Origin of the sequence: Demequina iriomotensis, assembly GCF_000971395.1 — a bacterium.
Taxonomy (GTDB): domain Bacteria; phylum Actinomycetota; class Actinomycetes; order Actinomycetales; family Demequinaceae; genus Demequina; species Demequina iriomotensis.
In genome coordinates this window covers 118,398-136,739 of record NZ_BBME01000011.1, presented here as the reverse complement: position 1 = coordinate 136,739, position 18,342 = coordinate 118,398, and the positions used below count along the sequence as shown (strand labels likewise).

At 73.2% G+C, this 18,342-nt stretch carries 16 protein-coding genes; 4 read left to right on the top strand and 12 right to left on the bottom strand.

Annotation, left to right across the window (positions count from 1 at the left end; genetic code table 11):
* Window positions 1-76: 76 nt before the first annotated feature.
* Genes AOM09_RS05875 through AOM09_RS05860 form a run of 4 tightly spaced genes read right to left on the bottom strand, consistent with a single transcriptional unit; the run spans window position 77 to window position 3,676 of the window.
* On the bottom strand, window positions 77-1,000 hold the full coding sequence (locus AOM09_RS05875) for a flavodoxin family protein (protein ID WP_062385571.1): 924 nt from the start codon (window positions 998-1,000) through the stop codon (window positions 77-79).
* A gap of 14 nt (window positions 1,001-1,014) precedes the next feature.
* Window positions 1,015-1,953: a ketopantoate reductase family protein gene (locus AOM09_RS05870; RefSeq protein ID WP_156162256.1), complete on the bottom strand. Its 939-nt coding sequence runs from the start codon at window positions 1,951-1,953 to the stop codon at window positions 1,015-1,017.
* Complete coding sequence (locus tag AOM09_RS05865; RefSeq protein ID WP_062385567.1) at window positions 1,950-2,921, bottom strand: heme-binding protein; 972 nt, start codon at window positions 2,919-2,921, stop codon at window positions 1,950-1,952. Before AOM09_RS05865 ends, AOM09_RS05870 begins: the two co-directional genes overlap by 4 nt.
* The gene (locus tag AOM09_RS05860; protein ID WP_174452915.1) at window positions 2,918-3,676 is read right to left on the bottom strand and encodes an SDR family NAD(P)-dependent oxidoreductase; all 759 of its coding nucleotides are present in this window, start codon (window positions 3,674-3,676) and stop codon (window positions 2,918-2,920) included. Before AOM09_RS05860 ends, AOM09_RS05865 begins: the two co-directional genes overlap by 4 nt.
* A gap of 250 nt (window positions 3,677-3,926) precedes the next feature.
* Between AOM09_RS05860 and AOM09_RS05855 the strand changes: the two genes are divergently transcribed.
* The 3 genes from AOM09_RS05855 to AOM09_RS05845 are packed head-to-tail and all read left to right on the top strand — an operon-like array spanning window position 3,927 to window position 6,518.
* Entirely contained in the window at window positions 3,927-4,697 is a 771-nt protein-coding gene (locus tag AOM09_RS05855; RefSeq protein ID WP_062385565.1) for an SDR family NAD(P)-dependent oxidoreductase, read from the top strand.
* Window positions 4,694-6,082: an FAD-binding oxidoreductase gene (locus tag AOM09_RS05850; protein WP_062385563.1), complete on the top strand. Its 1,389-nt coding sequence runs from the start codon at window positions 4,694-4,696 to the stop codon at window positions 6,080-6,082. Before AOM09_RS05855 ends, AOM09_RS05850 begins: the two co-directional genes overlap by 4 nt.
* Window positions 6,075-6,518 carry a VOC family protein gene (locus AOM09_RS05845; RefSeq protein ID WP_062385561.1) on the top strand — a complete coding sequence of 148 codons (444 nt, stop codon included), beginning with the start codon at window positions 6,075-6,077 and terminating at the stop codon, window positions 6,516-6,518. Before AOM09_RS05850 ends, AOM09_RS05845 begins: the two co-directional genes overlap by 8 nt.
* On the opposite strand, the gene AOM09_RS05840 is transcribed toward AOM09_RS05845, so the two are convergent.
* On the bottom strand, window positions 6,496-7,725 hold the full coding sequence (locus tag AOM09_RS05840; protein WP_062385559.1) for a multidrug effflux MFS transporter: 1,230 nt from the start codon (window positions 7,723-7,725) through the stop codon (window positions 6,496-6,498). The genes AOM09_RS05845 and AOM09_RS05840 overlap by 23 nt on opposite strands.
* A 70-nt stretch (window positions 7,726-7,795) precedes the next feature.
* On the opposite strand from AOM09_RS05840, the gene AOM09_RS05835 reads away from it, so the two are divergent.
* Window positions 7,796-8,245 carry a MarR family winged helix-turn-helix transcriptional regulator gene (locus tag AOM09_RS05835; protein ID WP_062385557.1) on the top strand — a complete coding sequence of 150 codons (450 nt, stop codon included), beginning with the start codon at window positions 7,796-7,798 and terminating at the stop codon, window positions 8,243-8,245.
* A 9-nt stretch (window positions 8,246-8,254) separates the two neighbouring features.
* Here the strand turns inward: AOM09_RS05835 and AOM09_RS05830 are convergent, their stop codons facing one another.
* The 7 genes from AOM09_RS05830 to AOM09_RS05800 all read right to left on the bottom strand — a co-directional run bounded on the left by AOM09_RS05830 (window position 8,255) and on the right by AOM09_RS05800 (window position 18,310).
* Window positions 8,255-10,894 (bottom strand): alpha-L-rhamnosidase, encoded by a 2,640-nt coding sequence (locus AOM09_RS05830; RefSeq protein WP_062385555.1) that lies wholly within the window; start codon window positions 10,892-10,894, stop codon window positions 8,255-8,257.
* Window positions 10,895-10,928: 34 nt separating this feature from the next.
* Entirely contained in the window at window positions 10,929-11,771 is an 843-nt protein-coding gene (locus AOM09_RS05825; RefSeq protein WP_062385553.1) for a nucleoside hydrolase, read from the bottom strand.
* A gap of 7 nt (window positions 11,772-11,778) precedes the next feature.
* Window positions 11,779-13,023 (bottom strand): family 1 glycosylhydrolase, encoded by a 1,245-nt coding sequence (locus AOM09_RS05820; RefSeq protein ID WP_062385552.1) that lies wholly within the window; start codon window positions 13,021-13,023, stop codon window positions 11,779-11,781.
* Window positions 13,024-13,088: 65 nt separating this feature from the next.
* On the bottom strand, window positions 13,089-14,372 hold the full coding sequence (locus AOM09_RS05815) for an MFS transporter (RefSeq protein ID WP_062385550.1): 1,284 nt from the start codon (window positions 14,370-14,372) through the stop codon (window positions 13,089-13,091).
* 331 nt (window positions 14,373-14,703) lie between these two features.
* Window positions 14,704-15,564 carry an ATP-binding cassette domain-containing protein gene (locus AOM09_RS05810; RefSeq protein WP_062385548.1) on the bottom strand — a complete coding sequence of 287 codons (861 nt, stop codon included), beginning with the start codon at window positions 15,562-15,564 and terminating at the stop codon, window positions 14,704-14,706.
* 11 nt (window positions 15,565-15,575) lie between these two features.
* Window positions 15,576-17,372, bottom strand: coding sequence for a dipeptide/oligopeptide/nickel ABC transporter permease/ATP-binding protein (locus AOM09_RS05805; protein ID WP_062385545.1), 1,797 nt, complete (start codon window positions 17,370-17,372; stop codon window positions 15,576-15,578).
* The gene (locus AOM09_RS05800) at window positions 17,369-18,310 is read right to left on the bottom strand and encodes an ABC transporter permease (protein ID WP_062385544.1); all 942 of its coding nucleotides are present in this window, start codon (window positions 18,308-18,310) and stop codon (window positions 17,369-17,371) included. The genes AOM09_RS05805 and AOM09_RS05800 overlap by 4 nt, the downstream gene beginning before the upstream one ends.
* Window positions 18,311-18,342: the final 32 nt, after the last annotated feature.

The following is an 18,342-nucleotide window of genomic DNA, read 5'->3' as shown; positions in this document are numbered from 1 at the left end:
GTGACCTACCAGCTTTCACATTGTGAAAGCGACTTTCGCCAGCGAAACCCATGCTAGGTCCACGACGCGGGATTGTCTACAATCGTGGCGACCGTGACGAAGTCGTGACCTTGGCGGCTCCTGGCCGCACGGTCGGATATCCGGCGTACGCCGCGGCACGCTCCTCCACGAGCGCCGCCCGCGCGGCATGAGCGCCCGCCGTCTCGACGATCTCGCGGTAGTGGGCGGCGCGCTCCTCCAAGGAGATGACGGACGGCGACAGGTCGGTCCACGCGACGCCCGCGCCCTCGAGCCGGCCCCGGGCGCCGCACGTGGCGCACTCGACCTCGGCGCCGCGCAGCACCACCACGTCGAGGCGGCACAGGGGGCATGCCCCGGGCGGCCCGAGGTACTCCGCGTCATCGAGCCCGCGGCCGAGCTGGCTCGCGACGTTGCCCCCGAGCGTCGCCGCGCGCGCGACCGCTTCGGGATCGAGCACCACCGAGCGCGGGGTCCCGGCCCCCTCGACCACCATCTGGTCCACGACGGCGATGCTCATCGAGAAGGTGAGGGTGTGCATCACCGGCAGCGCCAGCGTCTTCCACTGCGTCGTGAGGGAGCCGCCGCACGCGATGAAGCCCGCGACGCGCGGGCGCAGCACACGCTCGTCGACGCGGAACGGCACGGCCGGGTCCTCGCCCCGCAGCCGGGCCGCGAGCAGCCCCTCGATGATCGCGGCGTCCGCGTTGGGTCCGAGCAGGCGGTCGCCGAGCACCTTGAGCCGGCCGGGCACCGTGCGGCTGATGATGGGCGCGCTGATGATCCAGGCGTCGCAGTCGATGAGGCGCTCCCAGAACCACCCCGCGTCGTCGTCCGGCCCGGGATCGAGGCCGAGGTCGTCGAGCCGCACCAGCTCCACGTCCGCGCCGTCCGCCTCGGCGGCGCGCAGCGCCTCGATGAGCAGGATCTCCGCGCTGCCGCCCGGGTTGCCGCACCCGAGCCCGAGCACCCTCGTCCCCATGTCGTTCCTCCCTGTCAGTGCCCGGAACCGCCGGACCAGCTCGACTCGAGCCCGTGCACGAGCGCCACCATCGCGGCGTGCAACGGCGTCGCGACGCCCCGCCGGGCGCCCTCGGCGGCGATCCCGCCGTTGAGCGCGTCGACCTCGGTGGGGCGGCGCGCGACCACGTCCTGGAGCATGGACGGACGATGCCCGTAGGCCTCCTCGATCGCCTCGGCCACCGCGTCGGCCGGGTCGCGAAGGAGCGCGATGCCGGCCGCCTCGCACACGGCGAGCGCCTCGGCGATGAGCGCGTCGACCTGCACCCGCAGCTCGGGGTGAGTGCCGACCTCGCCGACGCTCAGCCCCGTGAGCGCGGCGAGCGGGCTGGTCGCGGCGTTGAACACGACCTTGGTCCACTGCGGGCCGCGCGCATCGTCCATCGCGAACGTGCGCAGGCCGCCCGCGGTGAGCAGCGATGCGAGAGTCCCGATCTGCGCGGACGATGCGGGGCTCGGCTCGAACGGCCCGAGCCACGAGTCTCCCGGCGCGTCGTAGCGGACCACCCCGGGCGCGACGACCGCGCCGGCGGTGACGATGCTGCCGCGGATGACGCGCGGCACCACGGCGGCGATCCGCTCCTCGTTGCCGAGCCCGTTCTGGACGCTCGCGACCGCGGCCTCGCGCAGGGCATGCGCGGCCGCCTCGACGGCCGCCCGCGTGTGGGCGGCCTTGGTCGCGACGATGCCGAGGTCGCACGGCGGCAGCGCCGCGGCGTCGGCGACCGCGTGCACCGACGCGACGAAGTCGCCGGCCCCGGTCACGCGCAGGCCGTCGCGCGCGATCGCCTCCACGTGCTCGCGCCACGGGTCGACGGCCCACACCTCGACGCCCGGGACGCGCGCGAGGTGCGCGGCGTACAGGCTGCCGATGGCGCCGCAGCCGAGGACGGCGACGCGGGTGTCGACGCTCATCGGGCCGCCCCCGCGGCGATCGCGGCGCACGCCTCGGGCTGCGCTCCCCCGACGCCCAGGCCCCCGACCACGCGGCCGTCGACCACGAGTGGGACGCCGCCGGGAGCCGCGAGCACGTCCGTCGGGGCGAGCCCTCGGAGCGCCGCCGCCGCGGACCCGAACACGTCCGCGAGCTCGGCGCTCGGGAGCCCGAAGCGCGCCGCGGCGGCCGCGGTCGCCCGCGCGACCTCGACGCCGCCCACCACCGCATCGTCCATCCGGTCCTCGCGGACGGGGTCGCCGCCGGCGTCGACCACCGCGACGGAGACCCTCACGCCGCGCGCCGCCGCGGCCGCGATGACCGCGTCGCACAGCGCGCTCGCCCAGGCGAGCTCGCGCTGCGCGGTCGCGGCCGGGGCGGGCCGCATGCCGAGCGCCGCCTCGGGTGCGACGGCGAGGTCTCCGAAGCGTGCGGCCCAGCGCGCGCCGTCGTCGCCGTGCTGTCCTACGTAGGGGATGCCGAGCGCGTAGGCGACGAGCAGGTCCTCGGGGTTGGCGGGCTCGCCGTCGGCGCTCACCGCCTCGGGAGCGACGCCGGCCGGCAGGAACGGGCTGACCGTTGCGCCGGAGGCCGCGATCCCGGCGACCACCACACCGTCGACCACCACGGGCATGCCGCCGGCGCCCGGGAAGGCGGCCTCCGGCGAGGCGGCGACGAAGCCCGCGGCGATGGGCGCCGGGAGCGTCGTCATGCGCCGGAGGTGCTCGGCGGTCGGGACCTGCTGGGTGGCCGCGATCCAGGCCTTGGACCGGGCGCGCGCCATCCCGCCGGCGCCGCCCCGGTCGAGCCGCGCGGCGGTCACCAGGCCGCCGCTCGCCCCAACCACCGCGATCCCGCCGCGCAGCCCGAGCTGCTCGGCCTTGTCGACGGCGCGCGCCACCAGCGCGCGCGCCTCGCCGAGCGACAGGTCGCGACGGTGGCCGTTCATACGAGCGTCCGGCCGCCGTCGACGTAGAGGCATTGGCCGGTGATGAAGCGCGCGCGGTCGGAGAGCAGGAAGGTGACGGCGTCCGCCACCTCCGCCGGGTCGCCGAGCCTGCGCGCCGGCACGAGCGCCTCGAGCTCCTCGCGGTGCCCGTCGCGATCGAGATACGCCCGCGTGAGGTCGGTCTCGACGTAGCCGGGCCCGACCGCGTTGACGGTGACGCCGTGCGACGCCCACTCGCGCGCCATCACCCTCATCATCTGGTTGATGCCACCCTTGGTCGCCGCGTACGGCGCGTGGTGCGCGTGGGCGAGGTGCGCGGAGACCGAGGAGACGAAGACCATGCGGCCGCACCCCTCGGCCACCATGCGGCGGCCGACCTCCTGCCCCAGCCACCACGCGGTCGACAGGTTGAGGGTGACGATCGACTCCCAGTCGGCGTCGCCGAGCTCGAGCACGGGCCTCCGGTCGTTGCGCCCCACGGCATGGACGAAGGCACGCGGCGCTCCGACGCGCGCGACGGACTCGGCGACCACCGCGCGGCACGCCTCGGGCGTCGAGATGTCCGCCACGAGCGTCACCAGGGCGTGCCCCGCATCGGCGGCCGCGGTCGCCACGCGATCCAACGCGGCCGTGTCGCGGTCGACCACCACGGTCGCCATGCCCTGCCGCGCGAGGCTCAGCGCGCTGGCGCCTCCCAGCCCGCCCGCGCCGACCACCAGGGCGCCCTTGCCCGTCAAGTCCAGCCAACCCGTCATGCGCCCACTCTTCCTTGAGTTCTCACATCGTGAAAGTCACTTTCACACACGCTAGGGCACGCGCAGGCCGATTGTCCAGGCGGACCCGCCTGGGCCCAGAGGAGGTGGATTCCGCCCGCGGCAGGCGCTAGCATCCGTGTGAAAGTGACTTTCATGAATCGAAAGTCGCCCCCCGAACCGGGGAACGCCACGCACAAAGGAGTGCCGCCGTGACCGCTCGCCACGCCCTGCTCACCCGGGGTCCCGCATCGTGACCGGCAGGCTCTCCGGCAAGGTCGCGCTCGTCACCGGGACGGGCGGCGGCATCGGCCGCGCCACGGCCCTCGCCTTCGCCAGGGAAGGTGCGCACGTCATCGGCTGCGACCTCCATCCGGGCCCGTCCGAGGAGACCGTCGCGCTGGCGCGCGAGGCCGGCGGCCGCATGGACGCGATCGCCCCGGTCGACCTCGCGACGCCCGAGGGCGCCTCCACGTGGGTGGAGGCCGCGGCCGCGCTCGGCGGCGGCGTCGACGTGCTGGTCAACAACGCGTCGGCGATCCGCTTCGGCGCGATCGACGCCCTGTCCTACGAGGACTGGTCCTTCACCATGCGGAACGAGCTGGACATCGTGTTCCTGGTGACCCGCGCGGCCTGGCCGCACCTCGTGGCGCGCGGAGGAGGCTCGATCGTCAACATCGGCTCGATCTCGGCGTCGCGCGGCGCGTGGTTCATGCCGCAGAACGCGCACGGCGCCGCCAAGGGTGGCGTGCTGGCGCTCACCTCGCACCTGGTGGTCGAGGGCGGCCCCCACGGCATCCGGGTCAACGCGGTCTCCCCCGCCATGACCCAGACCCCGCACACCACCCCGATGCTCATGGACCCGGACGGGCCCGCCGAGCAGATCCTCTCCCGCGTCCCGCTGCGTCGGTGGGGGCAGCCCGAGGACGTCGCTCACGCGATCCTGTTCCTCGCGAGCGACGAGTCGCGGCACGTGTCGGGGGCGAACATCCCGGTCGACGGCGGCGCGGCGGTGGTGGGATGAGCGCCCCGGCAGTCCGCGGGCGCCTGACGATGCGCGGCGCGCCCGGCTACGAGGAGGCGCGGGTCGGGCGCGTGTTCAACGCCCGCAAGCCCGAGCGCTACCCCGCCGCGGTGCTCGAGGCCGTCGACGCCGAGGACGTGGCCGCAGGAGTCCGACTCGCGATCGAGAACGGCTGGAACGTGTCGGTCCGTTCCGGCGGCCACTCCTGGGCCGCGTGGAGCGTGCGCGACGACGCGCTGCTCATCGACCTCGGGGCGCTGCGCTCGCTCGACTACGACGAGGAGACGGGCATCGTGGCCGCGGGGCCGGCGACCCGGGGCGGCGAGGATCTCGCGCCCTACCTCGCCGAGCGCGGCCGCGCCTTCCCCGGTGGCCACTGCCCGAGCGTCGGCATCGGCGGCTTCCTGCTCCAGGGCGGGCAGGGCTGGAACGGGCGGCTCAAGGGCTGGGCGTGCGAGAGCGTCGTCGCCGTCGATGTGGTGACAGCGGACGGCGAGCACGTGCGCGCGGACCCCACCCAGCACTCCGACCTCTACTGGGCGGCGCGCGGCGCGGGGCCGGGCTTCCCGGGCATCGTCACCCGCTTCCACCTCCGGACCTACCCGAGGCCGGCAGCGATGTGGCACGACACCTGGACGTTCCACCTCGACGACGCGGAGGCGGTCATCCGCTGGCTGCACACCGTCCTGCCCACGCTCGACCGCCGCGTCGAGCCGGTCATGGCGGCGACGCGGCTGACCGACGTGCCGCTCCACGAGGGCGTCGCGCACCCCGGCGGCACCGTGCTGCTCCTCCATGCGACCTGCATGGCCGGCTCGGACCAGGAGGCCCGCGCGCTGCTCGCGGGCCTCGGCGACTGCCCCGTCGCGGGCCGCGAGCTCGGGCACGTCACGGCGCCCACCTCGATCGCCGAGGAGAGCGCGGCGCAGGCCGGGCAGAACCCCGAGGGCTACCGGTACGCGGTCGACTGCGCCTGGACCGACGCCCCTGCGGACACGCTCGCGCCGCTGCTGCTCGACATCTGGCGCGGCCTCGACACCGAGCACTCGTTCTCGATCTGGTACGGCTGGGCCCCCGAGCGTGCGCTGCCCGACATGGCGTTCTCGGTCGAGGGCAACGTCTACGTGGCGACGTACCTGATCTACGACGACGCGGCGGACGATGCCCGCTACCGGCAGCGCGTCCATGCGCAGACGGCGGCGATCGCCCGGGACGGCGGGGTCGGCGTCTACCTCGGCGACACCGACTTCACCGCGCGCAACGACCGCTTCCTCTCCCCCGCGCACCACGCGCGGCTCGAGGAGATCCGTGCGGCTCGCGACCCGCACGGACGGATCGCGTCGTACCTGACGTCCGACCCGGCGGGGCTGAACGTCCATGCCTGAGCGCGCGCGGCTCGACCACGTGGGCCTCACCGTCGCCGACCTGGTCGCCGCATCGTCCTGGTACCGCGACGCGTTCGGCCTCGACGTGGACTTCACCGGTCGCGTCGACGCGATCGGCCTCGACTTCGTCATGCTGATCGACGGGGACGGGCGACGGTTGGAGCTGCTTCACCGGGAGGGATCGACGCGCGGTCCGCGCGCCGCGGACCCGGCCGAGGCGGCGTTGCGCGAGGGCTTCGGCCACATGGCGTTCGACGTGCGCGGGCTCGACGAGGTGTTCGCGCGTCTGGTCGGCATGGGCGCGCGCGAGGTGATGACGCCCCGGCCGTCGCCTGAGCCGGGCATCCGGATGGCGTTCGTCGCCGATCCCGAGGGCAACCTGATCGAGCTGCTCGAGCGGCGGGCCGACGGGCTCAGCGCGTCCGACGGGCGGTGAACGCGAGCGTCGCCGCCGCGACCACGGCGCATGCGACCATGACGAGCGCCAACGGCGCCGCCGTCGCGCCGCCGCCGATGCTCACGAGCGGCGACACCAGCGCCGCGAGCCCGAACTGCGCCGCACCGAGCACGGCCGACGCGGCGCCCGCGGCCGCGGGGACGGCACCGAGCGCAAGAGCCGTCGCGTTGCCGAGGACGAGGCCCAGGCTCGACACTGCGACGAACAGGGGGATCGCGAGCCAACCGGCGCCCACCCCTGAACCGACCAGCGCGGCGAGCACGAGCGTCGACGCGAGCAACGTCGCGATGCCGACCGTGAGCGGGCCCCGCACGTCGCGGGTCGCCGCCAGCCGCGCGGAGGCGCCGCTCACGACGACCAGGCCGAGCGCGTTGACCCCGAAGGCGAGGCCGTAGCCCGTCGCACCGAGCCCCATCATGTCCTGGTAGACGAAGGGCGAGGCCGAGATGTACGCCATCATCGCGCCGAAGGCGAAGGTGAACGTCACCGTGTAGCCGATGAAGGCGCGCGAACGCAGCGCGCGCAGCGGGGAGCCTGTGGCGGCGCGCTCCGCGCGGTGGACGAGGCGCCGCTCGGCGGGGTAGGTCTCGCGCACCACGACGAGCACGGCGATCAGCATGACGACCGACAACGCGAGCACGACGGCGAGGATGCCGCGCCAGCCGATCGGGTCCACCAGGAGGCCGCCCGCGACGGGCGCGACCACCGGGGCGACGCCGCCGACGATCATCATGAGGCTGAAGGCGCGCGCCGCGGCCCTCCCGGTCGCGAGGTCGGAGATGACCGCGCGACCGATCACCATGCCCGCCGCGCCGCCGAGCCCCTGCGCGAGGCGCGCCGCGATCAGCACCCCGGCGCTCGGCGCGACCACGGTCGCGACCCCCGCCACCACCATGAGCACCGAGCCTGCGATGAGCGGGGGCCTGCGGCCGAACCGGTCGGAGATCGGGCCGAACACCAGCTGCCCGACGGTGACGCCCACCAGGAACGCCGTGAGCGTGAGCTGCACCGCCGTCGCGCCCGTGCCGAAGTCCTGCGCCATGCGCGGGAAGGCCGGCAGGTACAGGTCCGTGGCGAACGGGGCGATGGCGGACAGGAGGCCGAGCACGGAGAGCAGGACGGCGGAGATGCCGGCCGATGCGGGGACGGCGGCATGCGCGCGCGTGGGCGCGGAGGTGGTGGTCACGGGGACTCCTCACAATGGAATGATTATGAAATCATAACTTAATCGTCGATCCGCGGGTACCCTGTCCCCCATGGCCGAGGAACGCCCCTCCGACCGCGACCTCGCGGAGCTGGCCGAGTCCATCCTGCGGATCGCGCGCGAGCTCGACCCGCACGCGGCGGGCATAGGTGTGGTGCCGATCACCGGCACCGAGACCGCCGTCCTCCGCTGGATCCACCACCACCCGGGCGCGACGCCGAGCGCGGTGGCCGCGGCGACCGGGCTGAAGCGGCCGAACCTCTCCGCGGCGCTCCGGGGCCTCGAGGGCAAGGGCTTGGTGCGGCGCACCCCCGACCCCGCCGACCACCGTCAGTCGCGGCTCGAGGCCACGGAGGCGGCCGACGAGGGCGTCGCGCTGCTGCACGCCTACTGGTCGGGGCGGGTGCGAACCGCGCTCGGCGACCAGCTGTCCGACGTGTCGGCGATGGCCGGCGCGCTCGACCGCCTCGAGGCCGGGCTGCGCCCCGACCCGGACGCGTAACCGCCGGGATCAGTCGGCGACGAACTCGGCGGGCCGGCCCGCGGCCTCGGCCTCCGGCAGCGCGCAGGTGAACACGTGACGGCCCGGCCCGACCTCGACCGGCTGCGACCCGTCGGGCAGCTCGATCTCGGCCGCCGTCGACGGCGGGACCGTCACGGCCAGCACGATCGCGGCGCCGTCACGGTCCCACCGCACGCTCGCGGTGCCGTACGGGGTCTCATGCGACGCCTCGGCCCAGTCGAGCTCACGGCTGGGCAGCGGCGCGACGCGGATCCGGCGGTAGCCCGGCGCGGCGGGCGCGAGACCCGCGACACGGCGGTGGAGGAAGTCGGCGACGGAGCCGAACGCGTAGTGGTTGAAGGACGTCATCCCGCCGGGGTTGATGGACCCGTCCGAGAGCATCGAGTTCCACCGCTCCCAGATGGTGGTCGCGCCCATCGAGACGGGGTACAGCCACGACGGGCAGGCCTTCTGGAGCAGCAGGTGCCATGCGGTTGCGCCGTGGCCCGTGTCCGCGAGCGCGTCGCACACCAGCGGCGTGCCCAGGAACCCGCTGCCGATGTGGAAGCCGTCGACCGCGACCTGCTCCGCGAGGAGCGCACCCGCGTGCTCGCGCTGCTCCGGCAGCAGCAGGTCGAACCGGAGGGCGAGCGCGTAGGCGGTCTGGGCCGGGTACGCCGCGCGGCCGGTCGCCGTGAGGTACTCGGCGCGGAAGCGCGCCGCCGTGCGGTCGGAGAGGTCGGCGTACCGGGCGGCCGACGCATCGTCCCCCAGGACCTCCGCGGCCCGCGCGACCACGCGCGCGGACCGGGCGAGGTAGGCGGTCGACACGAGCTGCCACGGCACGCGCGCCTTCCACGGCTGGTCGTCGGGCGCCGAGGCGTCGAGCCAGTCGCCGAACGAGAAGCCGCCCGAGGAGAAGTCGAGCTCCTCCCCCGCCCGCGCGGCGAACGCGTCGACCCACGCGGTCATCGAGGACCACTGCGTGCTCAGGATCCCGGCGTCGCCGGAACGCTCGTAGAGGGTCCACGGCACGAGGGTCGCGGCGTCTCCCCAGCCGGCCTCGGCGCCGAGCGGCGGCATGTGGGGGTCGGTCCCCATGAACGGGACATAGGGCGGGACGTTGCCGTCGGCGGCCTGGTCGGCCGCGAGGTCGGCGAGCCAGCCCGTGAGCATGCCGGCGGTGTCGAACAGGAACGATGCGGTGGGCGCGAAGACCTGGAGGTCGCCGGTCCAGCCGAGCCGCTCGTCGCGCTGCGGGCAGTCGGTGGGCACGTCGACGAAGTTGCCGCGCGTGCTCCACACGACGTTCTCGTGGAGGCGGTCGAGCAGCGGGTCCGAGCATGCGAAGGTGCCCATGCGGCGCATGTCGGTGTGGATCGCCACGGCCTCGAGGTCATCGACGGCGAGCGTCCCGGGCCATCCCGTCACCTCGACGTAGCGGAAGCCGTGCACCGTGAACTGCGGCTCCCACGTGCGCGGGCCCCGGCCGTCCAGGACGATCTCGTCGGCCTGGGCCGCGGCGCGCAGCGGCCGCGTGCCGAGCTCGCCGTGCTCGAGGACCTCGGCGTGACGCAGGCCCACCGTGGTGCCGACAGGCGCGTCCGGGAGGCGGAGCCGCATGCGGCCGACGAGGTTCTGCCCCAGGTCCACGATCGTCTTGCCGGAGGGCGTGGTGAGGATCTCGACGGGGCGCACGGTTCCCGTGCGTCGCACCGCAGGACCGGTCGGCGCCACGAGGCGGGCCATGTCGCACGGGATCGGATCGACGGCCTCCCAGGCGGAGGCGTCGAAGCCCGGGGCGTCCCAGCCGTCGAGCTCGCGGCGGGAGTCGTGCGACTCCCCCTTGTAGAGGTCGGCGCGGGTCACGGGACCGAGGGTCCAGCGCCACGTCTCGTCGGTGCCGACGACCGTTCGGGCGCCGTCGGCGTGGTCGACCTCGAGCTGGAGCAGCACGCCCGTGCGGTCGCCGTAGACGTCGCGCTGCCCCCAGAACCCCAGGTAGCCGCGGTACCAGCCGTCCGCGAGGTGGGCGCCGAGGACGTTCTCCCCCGCCCGCACCAGCTCGGTGACGTCGTAGGTGGCGTAGCGGAGCCGCTTGTCGTAGGTGGTCCAGCCGGGGGTGAGCACGTCCTCGCCGACCACGCGGCCGTTGAGGTGCAGGGTGACGATGCCGTGGGCGGTCGCGCGCAGGCGCGCCCGGACGACGTCGCCCGAGATCGCGACGGACCCGCGCAAGAGCGCGGCCGGCTCGCCCTCGGCGCCGGGCTCAGGCAGGCGAGGGCCGACCATGACGGTCTCCCACTCGCCCGCGTCCAGCAGCCCGGCCTCGAGCGTGGTCGGCTCGCTCCAGTCCGAGGGCTCCTCGCCGTCGGGCCCCCACACCCGCACGCTCACCTCGCGGCGTTCGCGCGATGCGAGCGGGGCGGCGGGCCATGCGACCAGCACCTGGTCGACGGACTCGATGCGGCCCGTGGCGAACGGCCCCGCGACGCCGTCCGGGTCGGTGATGCGCAGCTCGTAGGCGCGCTGACGCCAGCCGGCCTCGGCGGTGCGCGCGACCCACGAGAGGCGAGGTACGGCCTCGCCGATGCCGAGCGGCTCGCGGTGGTGCTCGATGGTGACGGGGTCGAGGTGGAGCGTGGTCATGCGAGCGGATTCCTTGCGGTCGAAGGGGGAAAGGTCAGCGGTGAGCGGCATGGCGGCGGAAGAGCGCCGCCATGTCGCCGAGGACGAGCCCGGTGTCGGGCGCGGTGCAGACGAGCGTGTGCTCCCCCGCCTCCCAGGTGCTCGACTCCGCCCCCAGAGCGGTGCCGAGCAGCGGGGCGCTGTCGCCGAGCGGCCAGACGGCGTCGACCGCGAATCCCGGAGGAAGCGGCAGCTCGTCGAAGCGTCGCCAGAGCCAGGCGCCGAGCGCGCCGCACGAGCCGAGAAGCTCCTCGATCTGCGCGACGCTCCACGCGAACCTCCGGTAGCTCTCGAGCGGGAACTGGCGCACCTCGAGCTCGGGGATGCCCAGCACGAAGGCCGCGGCCTCGGCGTCGGTGTCGCGGTTGTACTCGTCGGCATCCGCCAGCGAGCCCCCGACCCACGCGAGCGTCAGGCGCCCCGCGATGTCGGGTGCAGCCGCGAGGGCCTCCGCGACGTTGGTGAGCGGACCTCCGCACACGAGCGTGAGGGGCAGCGCATCGTCCCTCCGCGCGTGCGCGATGATCGTCCGCGCCGCGGCGGACACCTCCGACCCCGCCGCGACCGCCGCGAGGTCGACGGCTGCGTCCCCGCCGGCGGCGATCTCGGGGCGCGTCGCGCCCCCGATGAGCTCGACCAGCTCGGCCGCGTACGCCGCACCTGTGGCCGCGCCGCCCTCGGGCGGCCCGAACACCGGCGACAGCCGCGAGCTGGTGACCGCGTCGACGCGATGGCCGGGCGACAGCAGGTGATGCGCGAGCGCGACGAGGCCGTCGGGGTCCCCGGCGAAGTCGTTGTCGATGACGACGCGGCAGCGCGTCGCGATGGTGAGCGGCACTGCTGCCTCAGCCCACCGACGCGGACCGGTGCTCGCGCACGATGCCGCCGAGCACGCGGGCGGACGGCTTGACGGTCCGGTCGAACGTCTCACGATCCACGGCGACGAGTCCGAGCTTGGGCCTGTAGCCGAAGATCCACTCGAAGTTGTCGAGCAGCGTCCAGTGGCAGTAGCCCAGCACGGGCGTGCCGGCGGCGATCTGCGCGGCGAGCGCGGCGAGCGCCGCGGGGATGAAGGCCGCGCGCTGCGCGTCGTCGTCGGTCTGCATGCCGTGCTCCGTCACCAGGACGGGCACGCCCGAGACGCGGTGCGCGTACTCCGCGGCGCGCGCGAGCGACGCCGGCTCGATCAGGGTGCCCATGCCGTTGCGCGGGCCCTCGGGCACCACCTCGCCGTCGGGGCCGTGGAAGATCGACTCGTAGTTCTGCACGCCGATGAAATCGTCGTCGCGCGCGACCTCGAGCCAGTGGTCGTAGACCGCCGCGCGCTTGGCGTCGCGGCGCTCCTCGCCTCCCTCGAGCGCGACCTCGTCGATGATCGCGATGGAGACGCCGGTCGGGAGGTCGGGCCGGCGGCCCTTGATGGCGGCGACGGCGGCACGATGCGCGCGCGTGAGCGCGTCGGTGAACTCACCCTCGAGCGCGGCGGGGATGACGTTGGACGCGAAGTAGCGCTCGGTGCCCGCGTCGCGGGCGGCGGCGGCGAGCATCTCGAGCTTGATCTGCTCGGCGATCGGGGGCAGCTTGCCGCTCGCGTGCAGCAGTTGCTCGAGGTTGGGCTCGTTGATGGTGACGGCGACGGCGATCCTGTCGCCGAACCGGGCCATCACCCGGTCGCACTGCGCCGCGAACAGGTCGGCCGCATCGTCCGCGAGCCACGAGCCGGCGGCGGAGAACCAGTGCGGCGACGCGAAGTGGTTGAAGGTGACCACGGGCGCGAGACCGCGCGCGAGGCAGCCGTCGACCACCTGCTCGTAGTGGTCGAGCGCGGCCTCGTCGATCACGCCGCGCTCCGGCTCCACGCGCGCCCACTCGACGGAGAAGCGGAAGGCGGTGAGGCCCAGCTCGGCGGCGATGTCGAGGTCCTCCGTCCAGCGCTCGTACGAGCGGCATGCGGGTCCGCTCGGCTCCGAGAAGAGCGACGGCGTCGTGTGCTCGAGAGTCCAGATGTCGCTGTGGACGTTGTCGCCCTCGCCCTGGTGGCCGGCGGTGGCGACGCCCCAGAGGAAGTCGGAGGGGAACGGGCTGGTCATGGTGGTGGCCTCGAATCTGTGGTGGAGAACGGCGGACGGGGTCGGGCCCGACCCCGGGGTGAGGGCTAGCGGACGCCCTTGATGAGCGGCATGAGAGCGGCACCGGCGACGCAGAGCACCGCGGCGCCGATCCAGAGCAGCGCGTAGTTGTGGCCGGCGCCGATCGCGAGCACCGCGGGGCCGACGGCCGGCACCACGATGTTCGGGATGTTGAGCGCGAGCCCGAAGACGGCCATGTCCTTGCCGGCGTCCTTCGCGTCGGGCAGGACGGACGCGCACAGCGCGAGGTCGACGGTGAGGTACATCGACTGACCGACGGCGAACACGCACCACGCGACCACGAAGCCGCCGAACGTGTGCGACGTCGCGCCGATGACGAGCGCTGCGCCCATGAGGATCGCGGCGACGGCGACGAACGGCTTGCGCCGGCCGATCTTGTCGGAGAGCCAGCCGGAACCGGTGAAGAACACGATCGAGATGGGCGCCGAGATGAGCGTGAGCAGGCCCGCCTTCGCCCCGACCTCGGGCAGCGGCACCTCGAGCACGTCGATCATGAAGTACACGAAGTACGTGAAGAGCGCGGCCATCGCGACGCCCGCGAGCAGGCGCGCCAGCCAGGTCCAACCGAAGCTCGGGTGCTTGCGCGGGTTGACGAACAGCCCTCCGACCAGCGCCTTCACATCGAGCGCCGGGACCTCGGCGCGGCTCTTCACCGGGTCGCGGTAGAGCATCAGCAGCGGCAGCGTCGTGGCGATCGCGAGGGCGACCGGTACGGACAGGATGAGCAGCGGCTGCCCGACCAGGGCGCCTGCGAGGTAGGAGCCGCCCGAGAACGCGAGTGCGCCGAACAGACCCATGATGCCCATGACGCGGGCGCGCATGGTGTCGGGGACGGCCTCGACGGGAATCACCGCGTACGCGTTGAAGGCCGACTGCATCGCGACCACGAGGATCACATAGGCTGCGCCGATGATCGCGACGTTGCTGGTCGCGCCGGCGATCACGCCGGCGACGAGCGCGACGGCGAGTCCGCCCACGATCCACGGGCGGCGACGGCCGAACCTGCTGGTGGTGCGGTCCGAGAGCGCGCCGGCCAGCGGGATGACGACGAGCATGAGCAGGGTGCCGATGGCGACCGTGCGGCTGTAGACGACGTCCTTGGTCTCGGGCGCGACGGCGGCGATGCGCAGCGACAGCGCGGTCGACATGCTCATCGCCATGACGTACATGCCAAGCGCGGCGAGGAGAACGAGTCCGATGGTCCTGCGGGGGGAACCGAACTCGGCGGCGATCTGCGAGGAGTCGTCCATCGACTCCGGCGCACGGACCGCTTCATCTGAGAGGGTCATGAGGCTTCCTTGCCTGAGGGCCGCGAGGGGCGGCCGTCATGGTGTTCTACGCGATGGTCCCGGGGGTGCGATGACTATAGCTGCGAAAATCTTAAGGTGTCAAGATTTTCGCGATCCGGGGTCTCCCGTCCGCGCCGATCAGCGCCGGGACCCGTGGTCGAAAGGTCGTGGCCATCGAGCGATGGCGAGCTCGAGGCAGGACGTATCCGACGTGGTCTCGTCACCGTCGGACCGATGGCCTGCGGCGACGACACCCCAGCGGAACGATGCGGGGTCGGAACAGTCATGAGGTCTCCTTCGGCGCCGCAACGTTGCGGCGGGTGACGCGGGTTCAGGCGGCGCCGGCCTGGAGGTCCTGCTGGGCCTGGATCTCCTTGAGCCGCAGCCGATCGGCACGACGCTGTTCCTGCGCCGCAGGGTCGGGCACGGGCGACGCGAGCAGCAGCCGCTGCGTGTAGGGATGCTCGGGCGCGGAGGTGACGGTGTCCCCGTCACCCCACTCGACGATCTCGCCGTGGTGGAGCACGGCGACCCGGTGCGACATCTCGCGGACCACCGCGAGGTCGTGAGAGATGAAGAGGTACGCGACACCCGTGCGCTCCTGGATCTCGAGGAAGAGCTCGAGCACGCGCGCCTGAGTGGAAAGGTCGAGCGCGGAGACCGGCTCATCGCACACGATGAGCGTCGGGTCCAGCGCGAGCGCGCGGGCGATCGCGACGCGCTGGCGCTGACCTCCGGAGAACTCGCGCGGGTAGCGGTCGGCGGCGTCCGCAGGGAGCGCCACCATGTCGAGCAGCTCCCGCACGCGGGCGCCCGCCTCCTTGGTGGAGATCTTGCGCACGATCATCGGCTCGGTGAGCGAGTCGCCGATGGTGAGCGACGGGTTGAGCGACGAGTAGGGGTCCTGGTAGACCACCTGGATGTCGCGGGTGAGCTCGCGTCGACGCTGCTTGGTCGGGTGCGAGATGTCCTCGCCCCTGAAGGTGAGCGTCCCCGCCGACACGGGCGCGAGGCCCAGCAGCGCGCGCCCGATGGTGGTCTTGCCCGAGCCGGACTCCCCCACCAGGCCCACGGTCTCGCCGGGCCTGATGTCGAAGCTCACACCCTTGACCGCGCGGAACGGCAGAGCGCGGAACCCCCGGCCCGGGTACTCGACCTCGAGTGCATCGACGGTGAGAAGCGGCTCGTGCATGGTTTCCTCCTTCATCGCAGCGCACCCGCGCCGAGGGAGCCGGCGCTCGACACACCCGGCAGCGGCGCGCGCGGCGCGCCTTGCGGGATCGCGGCAAAAAGCGCGCGGGTGTACTCGTGGCGCGGACTCTCGAAGACCGCGCGCGTGGCGCCCGTCTCGACCATCACGCCCTTCTGCATGACCGTCACCCGGTCGCAGATGTCGGCGACCACGCCGAAGTTGTGGGTGACGATGAGGACCGCCATCCCGAGCTCCTCCTGGATGTCCCGCAGCAGGTCGAGCACCTCGGCCTGAACGGTGACGTCGAGCGCCGTGGTGGGTTCGTCGGCGATGAGCAGGTCCGGGTGCGACGCGACCGCGCCGGCGATGAGCACGCGCTGCGCCATCCCGCCGGACAGCTGATGCGGGTAGGAGTCGAACGCGCGCTGCGGCTCCGGGATCCCGACACGTGCGAGCAACGACAGCGCCCTCTCACGCGCCTCGGCCTTCTTCATCCCGAGCACCTTGACGAGCGGCTCCGTGAGCTGGTGGCCCACCGTGAAGGACGGGTCGAGGTTGGACATGGGCTCCTGCGGCACGTAGGCGATGCGCGACCCCCGCAGCGCGTTGAGCTGTGCGTCGGTCCGGCCCACCAGCTCCTCACCGTCGAAGACGATCGAGCCGGCCATCACCTTGCCACCCTTCGGTAGCAGGCCGAGGATCGAGAACGCCGTCTGGGTCTTGCCCGAGCCCGACTCGCCGATGAGGCCGTGAGTCTCCCCGCGACGCACGGACAGGCGTCCACCCTTGACCACCGTGGCATAGCCCGTGCCCGCGGGGTACGCCACGGCAAGATCGCGGACGGTCAGCAGCGCTTCGCCTGCGGGCTCGTCGCCGTGGTCCATCACGGCCGGCACGTCCTCCTCGAGCACCCACGGCTGCGCGGCGCTGTGGCGCTTGTCGGTGGTGCCCTCGAGCTCGTCGCGCAGCGCGGTGCCGAGCAGGGTGAGCGCCACGGTGGTGATGCCGAGCGCGAGCGCCGGCCAGAGGACCAGGTTCGAGGAGCGGTTGATGTTGTAGAAGCCCTCGTTGAGCATCTGGCCCCACGTCGGTGTGGTGGGGTCGCCCAGGCCGAGGAAGTCGAAGCCCGCCTGCATACCGATGCCCGCGGCGATCACGCCCGCCATCAGGAGGATGACGGGGGCGCGCACGGCGAGCAGGACATGGCGGCCGATGATCCGTACGTCGCCCAGACCCGAGGTGCGAGCCGCGTCGACATAGAGCTCGTTCCGCACGGCACGCACCGACGTGTAGACCACGCGGTAGTACACGGGCGAGATGAAGAGCCCGAAGATCGCCATGGTCCACCACATGGACGGACCCATCACGGAGCGCGCGGCGATGAGGACGATGATCGACGGGAGGGACATCGTCAGGGCGGTGAACCAGGCGCCCGTCGCGTCGATGACGCCACCGTAGTAGCCGGCGACGAGGCCGGCCGAGACGCCCACCGCGACCGCGATGGCCATGACGAGCAGGCCGCCGGCGAGCGAGAACGCCGTCGCGACGAGGAGGCGCGACAGGATGTCACGCCCGGCCGAGTCGCCACCCAGCAGATGATCGCCGCCCGGCTCGGCGAAGATCGTCTGCAGGCTGGTCTCGGTCGGGTCGAACGGGGCGATGAACGGACCCAGCGCTCCGACGAGGACCACGACCGCGAGCACCACCATCGAGACGCCGCCCAGCGGGTGACGGAGCAGGCGACGGAGCAGTCCGGGACGGCCCTTGCGGGCGCCAGCGCGGGTCGCGGAGGAACGTGTGGTGGTCATGACAGGCGCACCTTCGGGTTGACCCAGGCCTGGACCACGTCCACCAGGGTGTTGACGAGGACGACGACGACGCCCGTGACGATCACGATGCCCATGACGACGGGGATGTCGCCCTGAGAGGTGCTCGTCAGCGCGAGCGGGCCGAGCCCGGGGATGGAGAAGAGGGTCTCGACGATGACGGCGCCGCCGAGCAGGATGACGAACTGCAGGCCCAGCACGGTCAGCGCCGGACCCGCGGCGTTGCGGAGCACGTGCTGGAGCACCACCGAGCGGCGCGGGAGTCCGCGGCTGCGGAGGGTGCGCACGTAGTCGCGCTCGAACGCGTCGATCATCGAGCCGCGCACCTGCTGCGCGACGCCGCCGATCGATCCGATGGTCAGCGCGACGACAGGAAGCGTGATGGAAAGCAGCCACCCGGGCACGGACTCCGAGGGTCGCGTGTAGCCGGTCGCAGGGAACCAGTCGAGGTTGATCGCGAAGACGAGCACCAGCGCCATGGCCATGAGGAACCCGGGGATCGCCTGGCCGAGCACCGCGAGGAACTGCACGCCACGATCGGACCACCCGCGACGGGTGGCGGCCAAGGCACCCAGCGTGATGCCGAGCAGAGCGGTGAGCACCACGGAGCCCACCGCGAGACTGACGGTGACCGCCATGCGGCTCATCACCGCCTCGGTCACCTCCTGGCCCGAGAACCAGGAGCGGCCCAGGTCACCCGTGAGCGCGGATCCGGCCCAGTCCGCGAACTGGACCTGGACCGGGCGGTCGACGCCGATCCTCTCCTCCACGACCGCGACCGCGTCGGGGCCTGCCTGCTGGCCGGCGATGCGCTGCGCGACATCGCTCACGCCGAACTGGAGGAAGAAGAACGTGAGCACCGCCAGGGTGGCGATGAGGCCCACGCCGGTCGCGAGGCGCCTGCTGACGAAGCTGAGCATGATGTCTCCAGATCGAACCGGTGGGGACGGCC

Coding starts and splice junctions, on each gene's coding strand:
- AOM09_RS05810 (WP_062385548.1), bottom strand. CDS start 15,564: ATGCACGAGCCGCTTCTCACCGTCGATGCACTCGAGGTCGAGTACCCG.
- AOM09_RS05850 (WP_062385563.1), top strand. CDS start 4,694: ATGAGCGCCCCGGCAGTCCGCGGGCGCCTGACGATGCGCGGCGCGCCC.
- AOM09_RS05815 (WP_062385550.1), bottom strand. CDS start 14,372: ATGACCCTCTCAGATGAAGCGGTCCGTGCGCCGGAGTCGATGGACGAC.
- AOM09_RS05870 (WP_156162256.1), bottom strand. CDS start 1,953: ATGAGCGTCGACACCCGCGTCGCCGTCCTCGGCTGCGGCGCCATCGGC.
- AOM09_RS05835 (WP_062385557.1), top strand. CDS start 7,796: ATGGCCGAGGAACGCCCCTCCGACCGCGACCTCGCGGAGCTGGCCGAG.
- AOM09_RS05865 (WP_062385567.1), bottom strand. CDS start 2,921: ATGAACGGCCACCGTCGCGACCTGTCGCTCGGCGAGGCGCGCGCGCTG.
- AOM09_RS05805 (WP_062385545.1), bottom strand. CDS start 17,372: ATGACCACCACACGTTCCTCCGCGACCCGCGCTGGCGCCCGCAAGGGC.
- AOM09_RS05830 (WP_062385555.1), bottom strand. CDS start 10,894: ATGACCACGCTCCACCTCGACCCCGTCACCATCGAGCACCACCGCGAG.
- AOM09_RS05820 (WP_062385552.1), bottom strand. CDS start 13,023: ATGACCAGCCCGTTCCCCTCCGACTTCCTCTGGGGCGTCGCCACCGCC.
- AOM09_RS05860 (WP_174452915.1), bottom strand. CDS start 3,676: ATGACGGGTTGGCTGGACTTGACGGGCAAGGGCGCCCTGGTGGTCGGC.
- AOM09_RS05800 (WP_062385544.1), bottom strand. CDS start 18,310: ATGCTCAGCTTCGTCAGCAGGCGCCTCGCGACCGGCGTGGGCCTCATC.
- AOM09_RS05845 (WP_062385561.1), top strand. CDS start 6,075: ATGCCTGAGCGCGCGCGGCTCGACCACGTGGGCCTCACCGTCGCCGAC.
- AOM09_RS05875 (WP_062385571.1), bottom strand. CDS start 1,000: ATGGGGACGAGGGTGCTCGGGCTCGGGTGCGGCAACCCGGGCGGCAGC.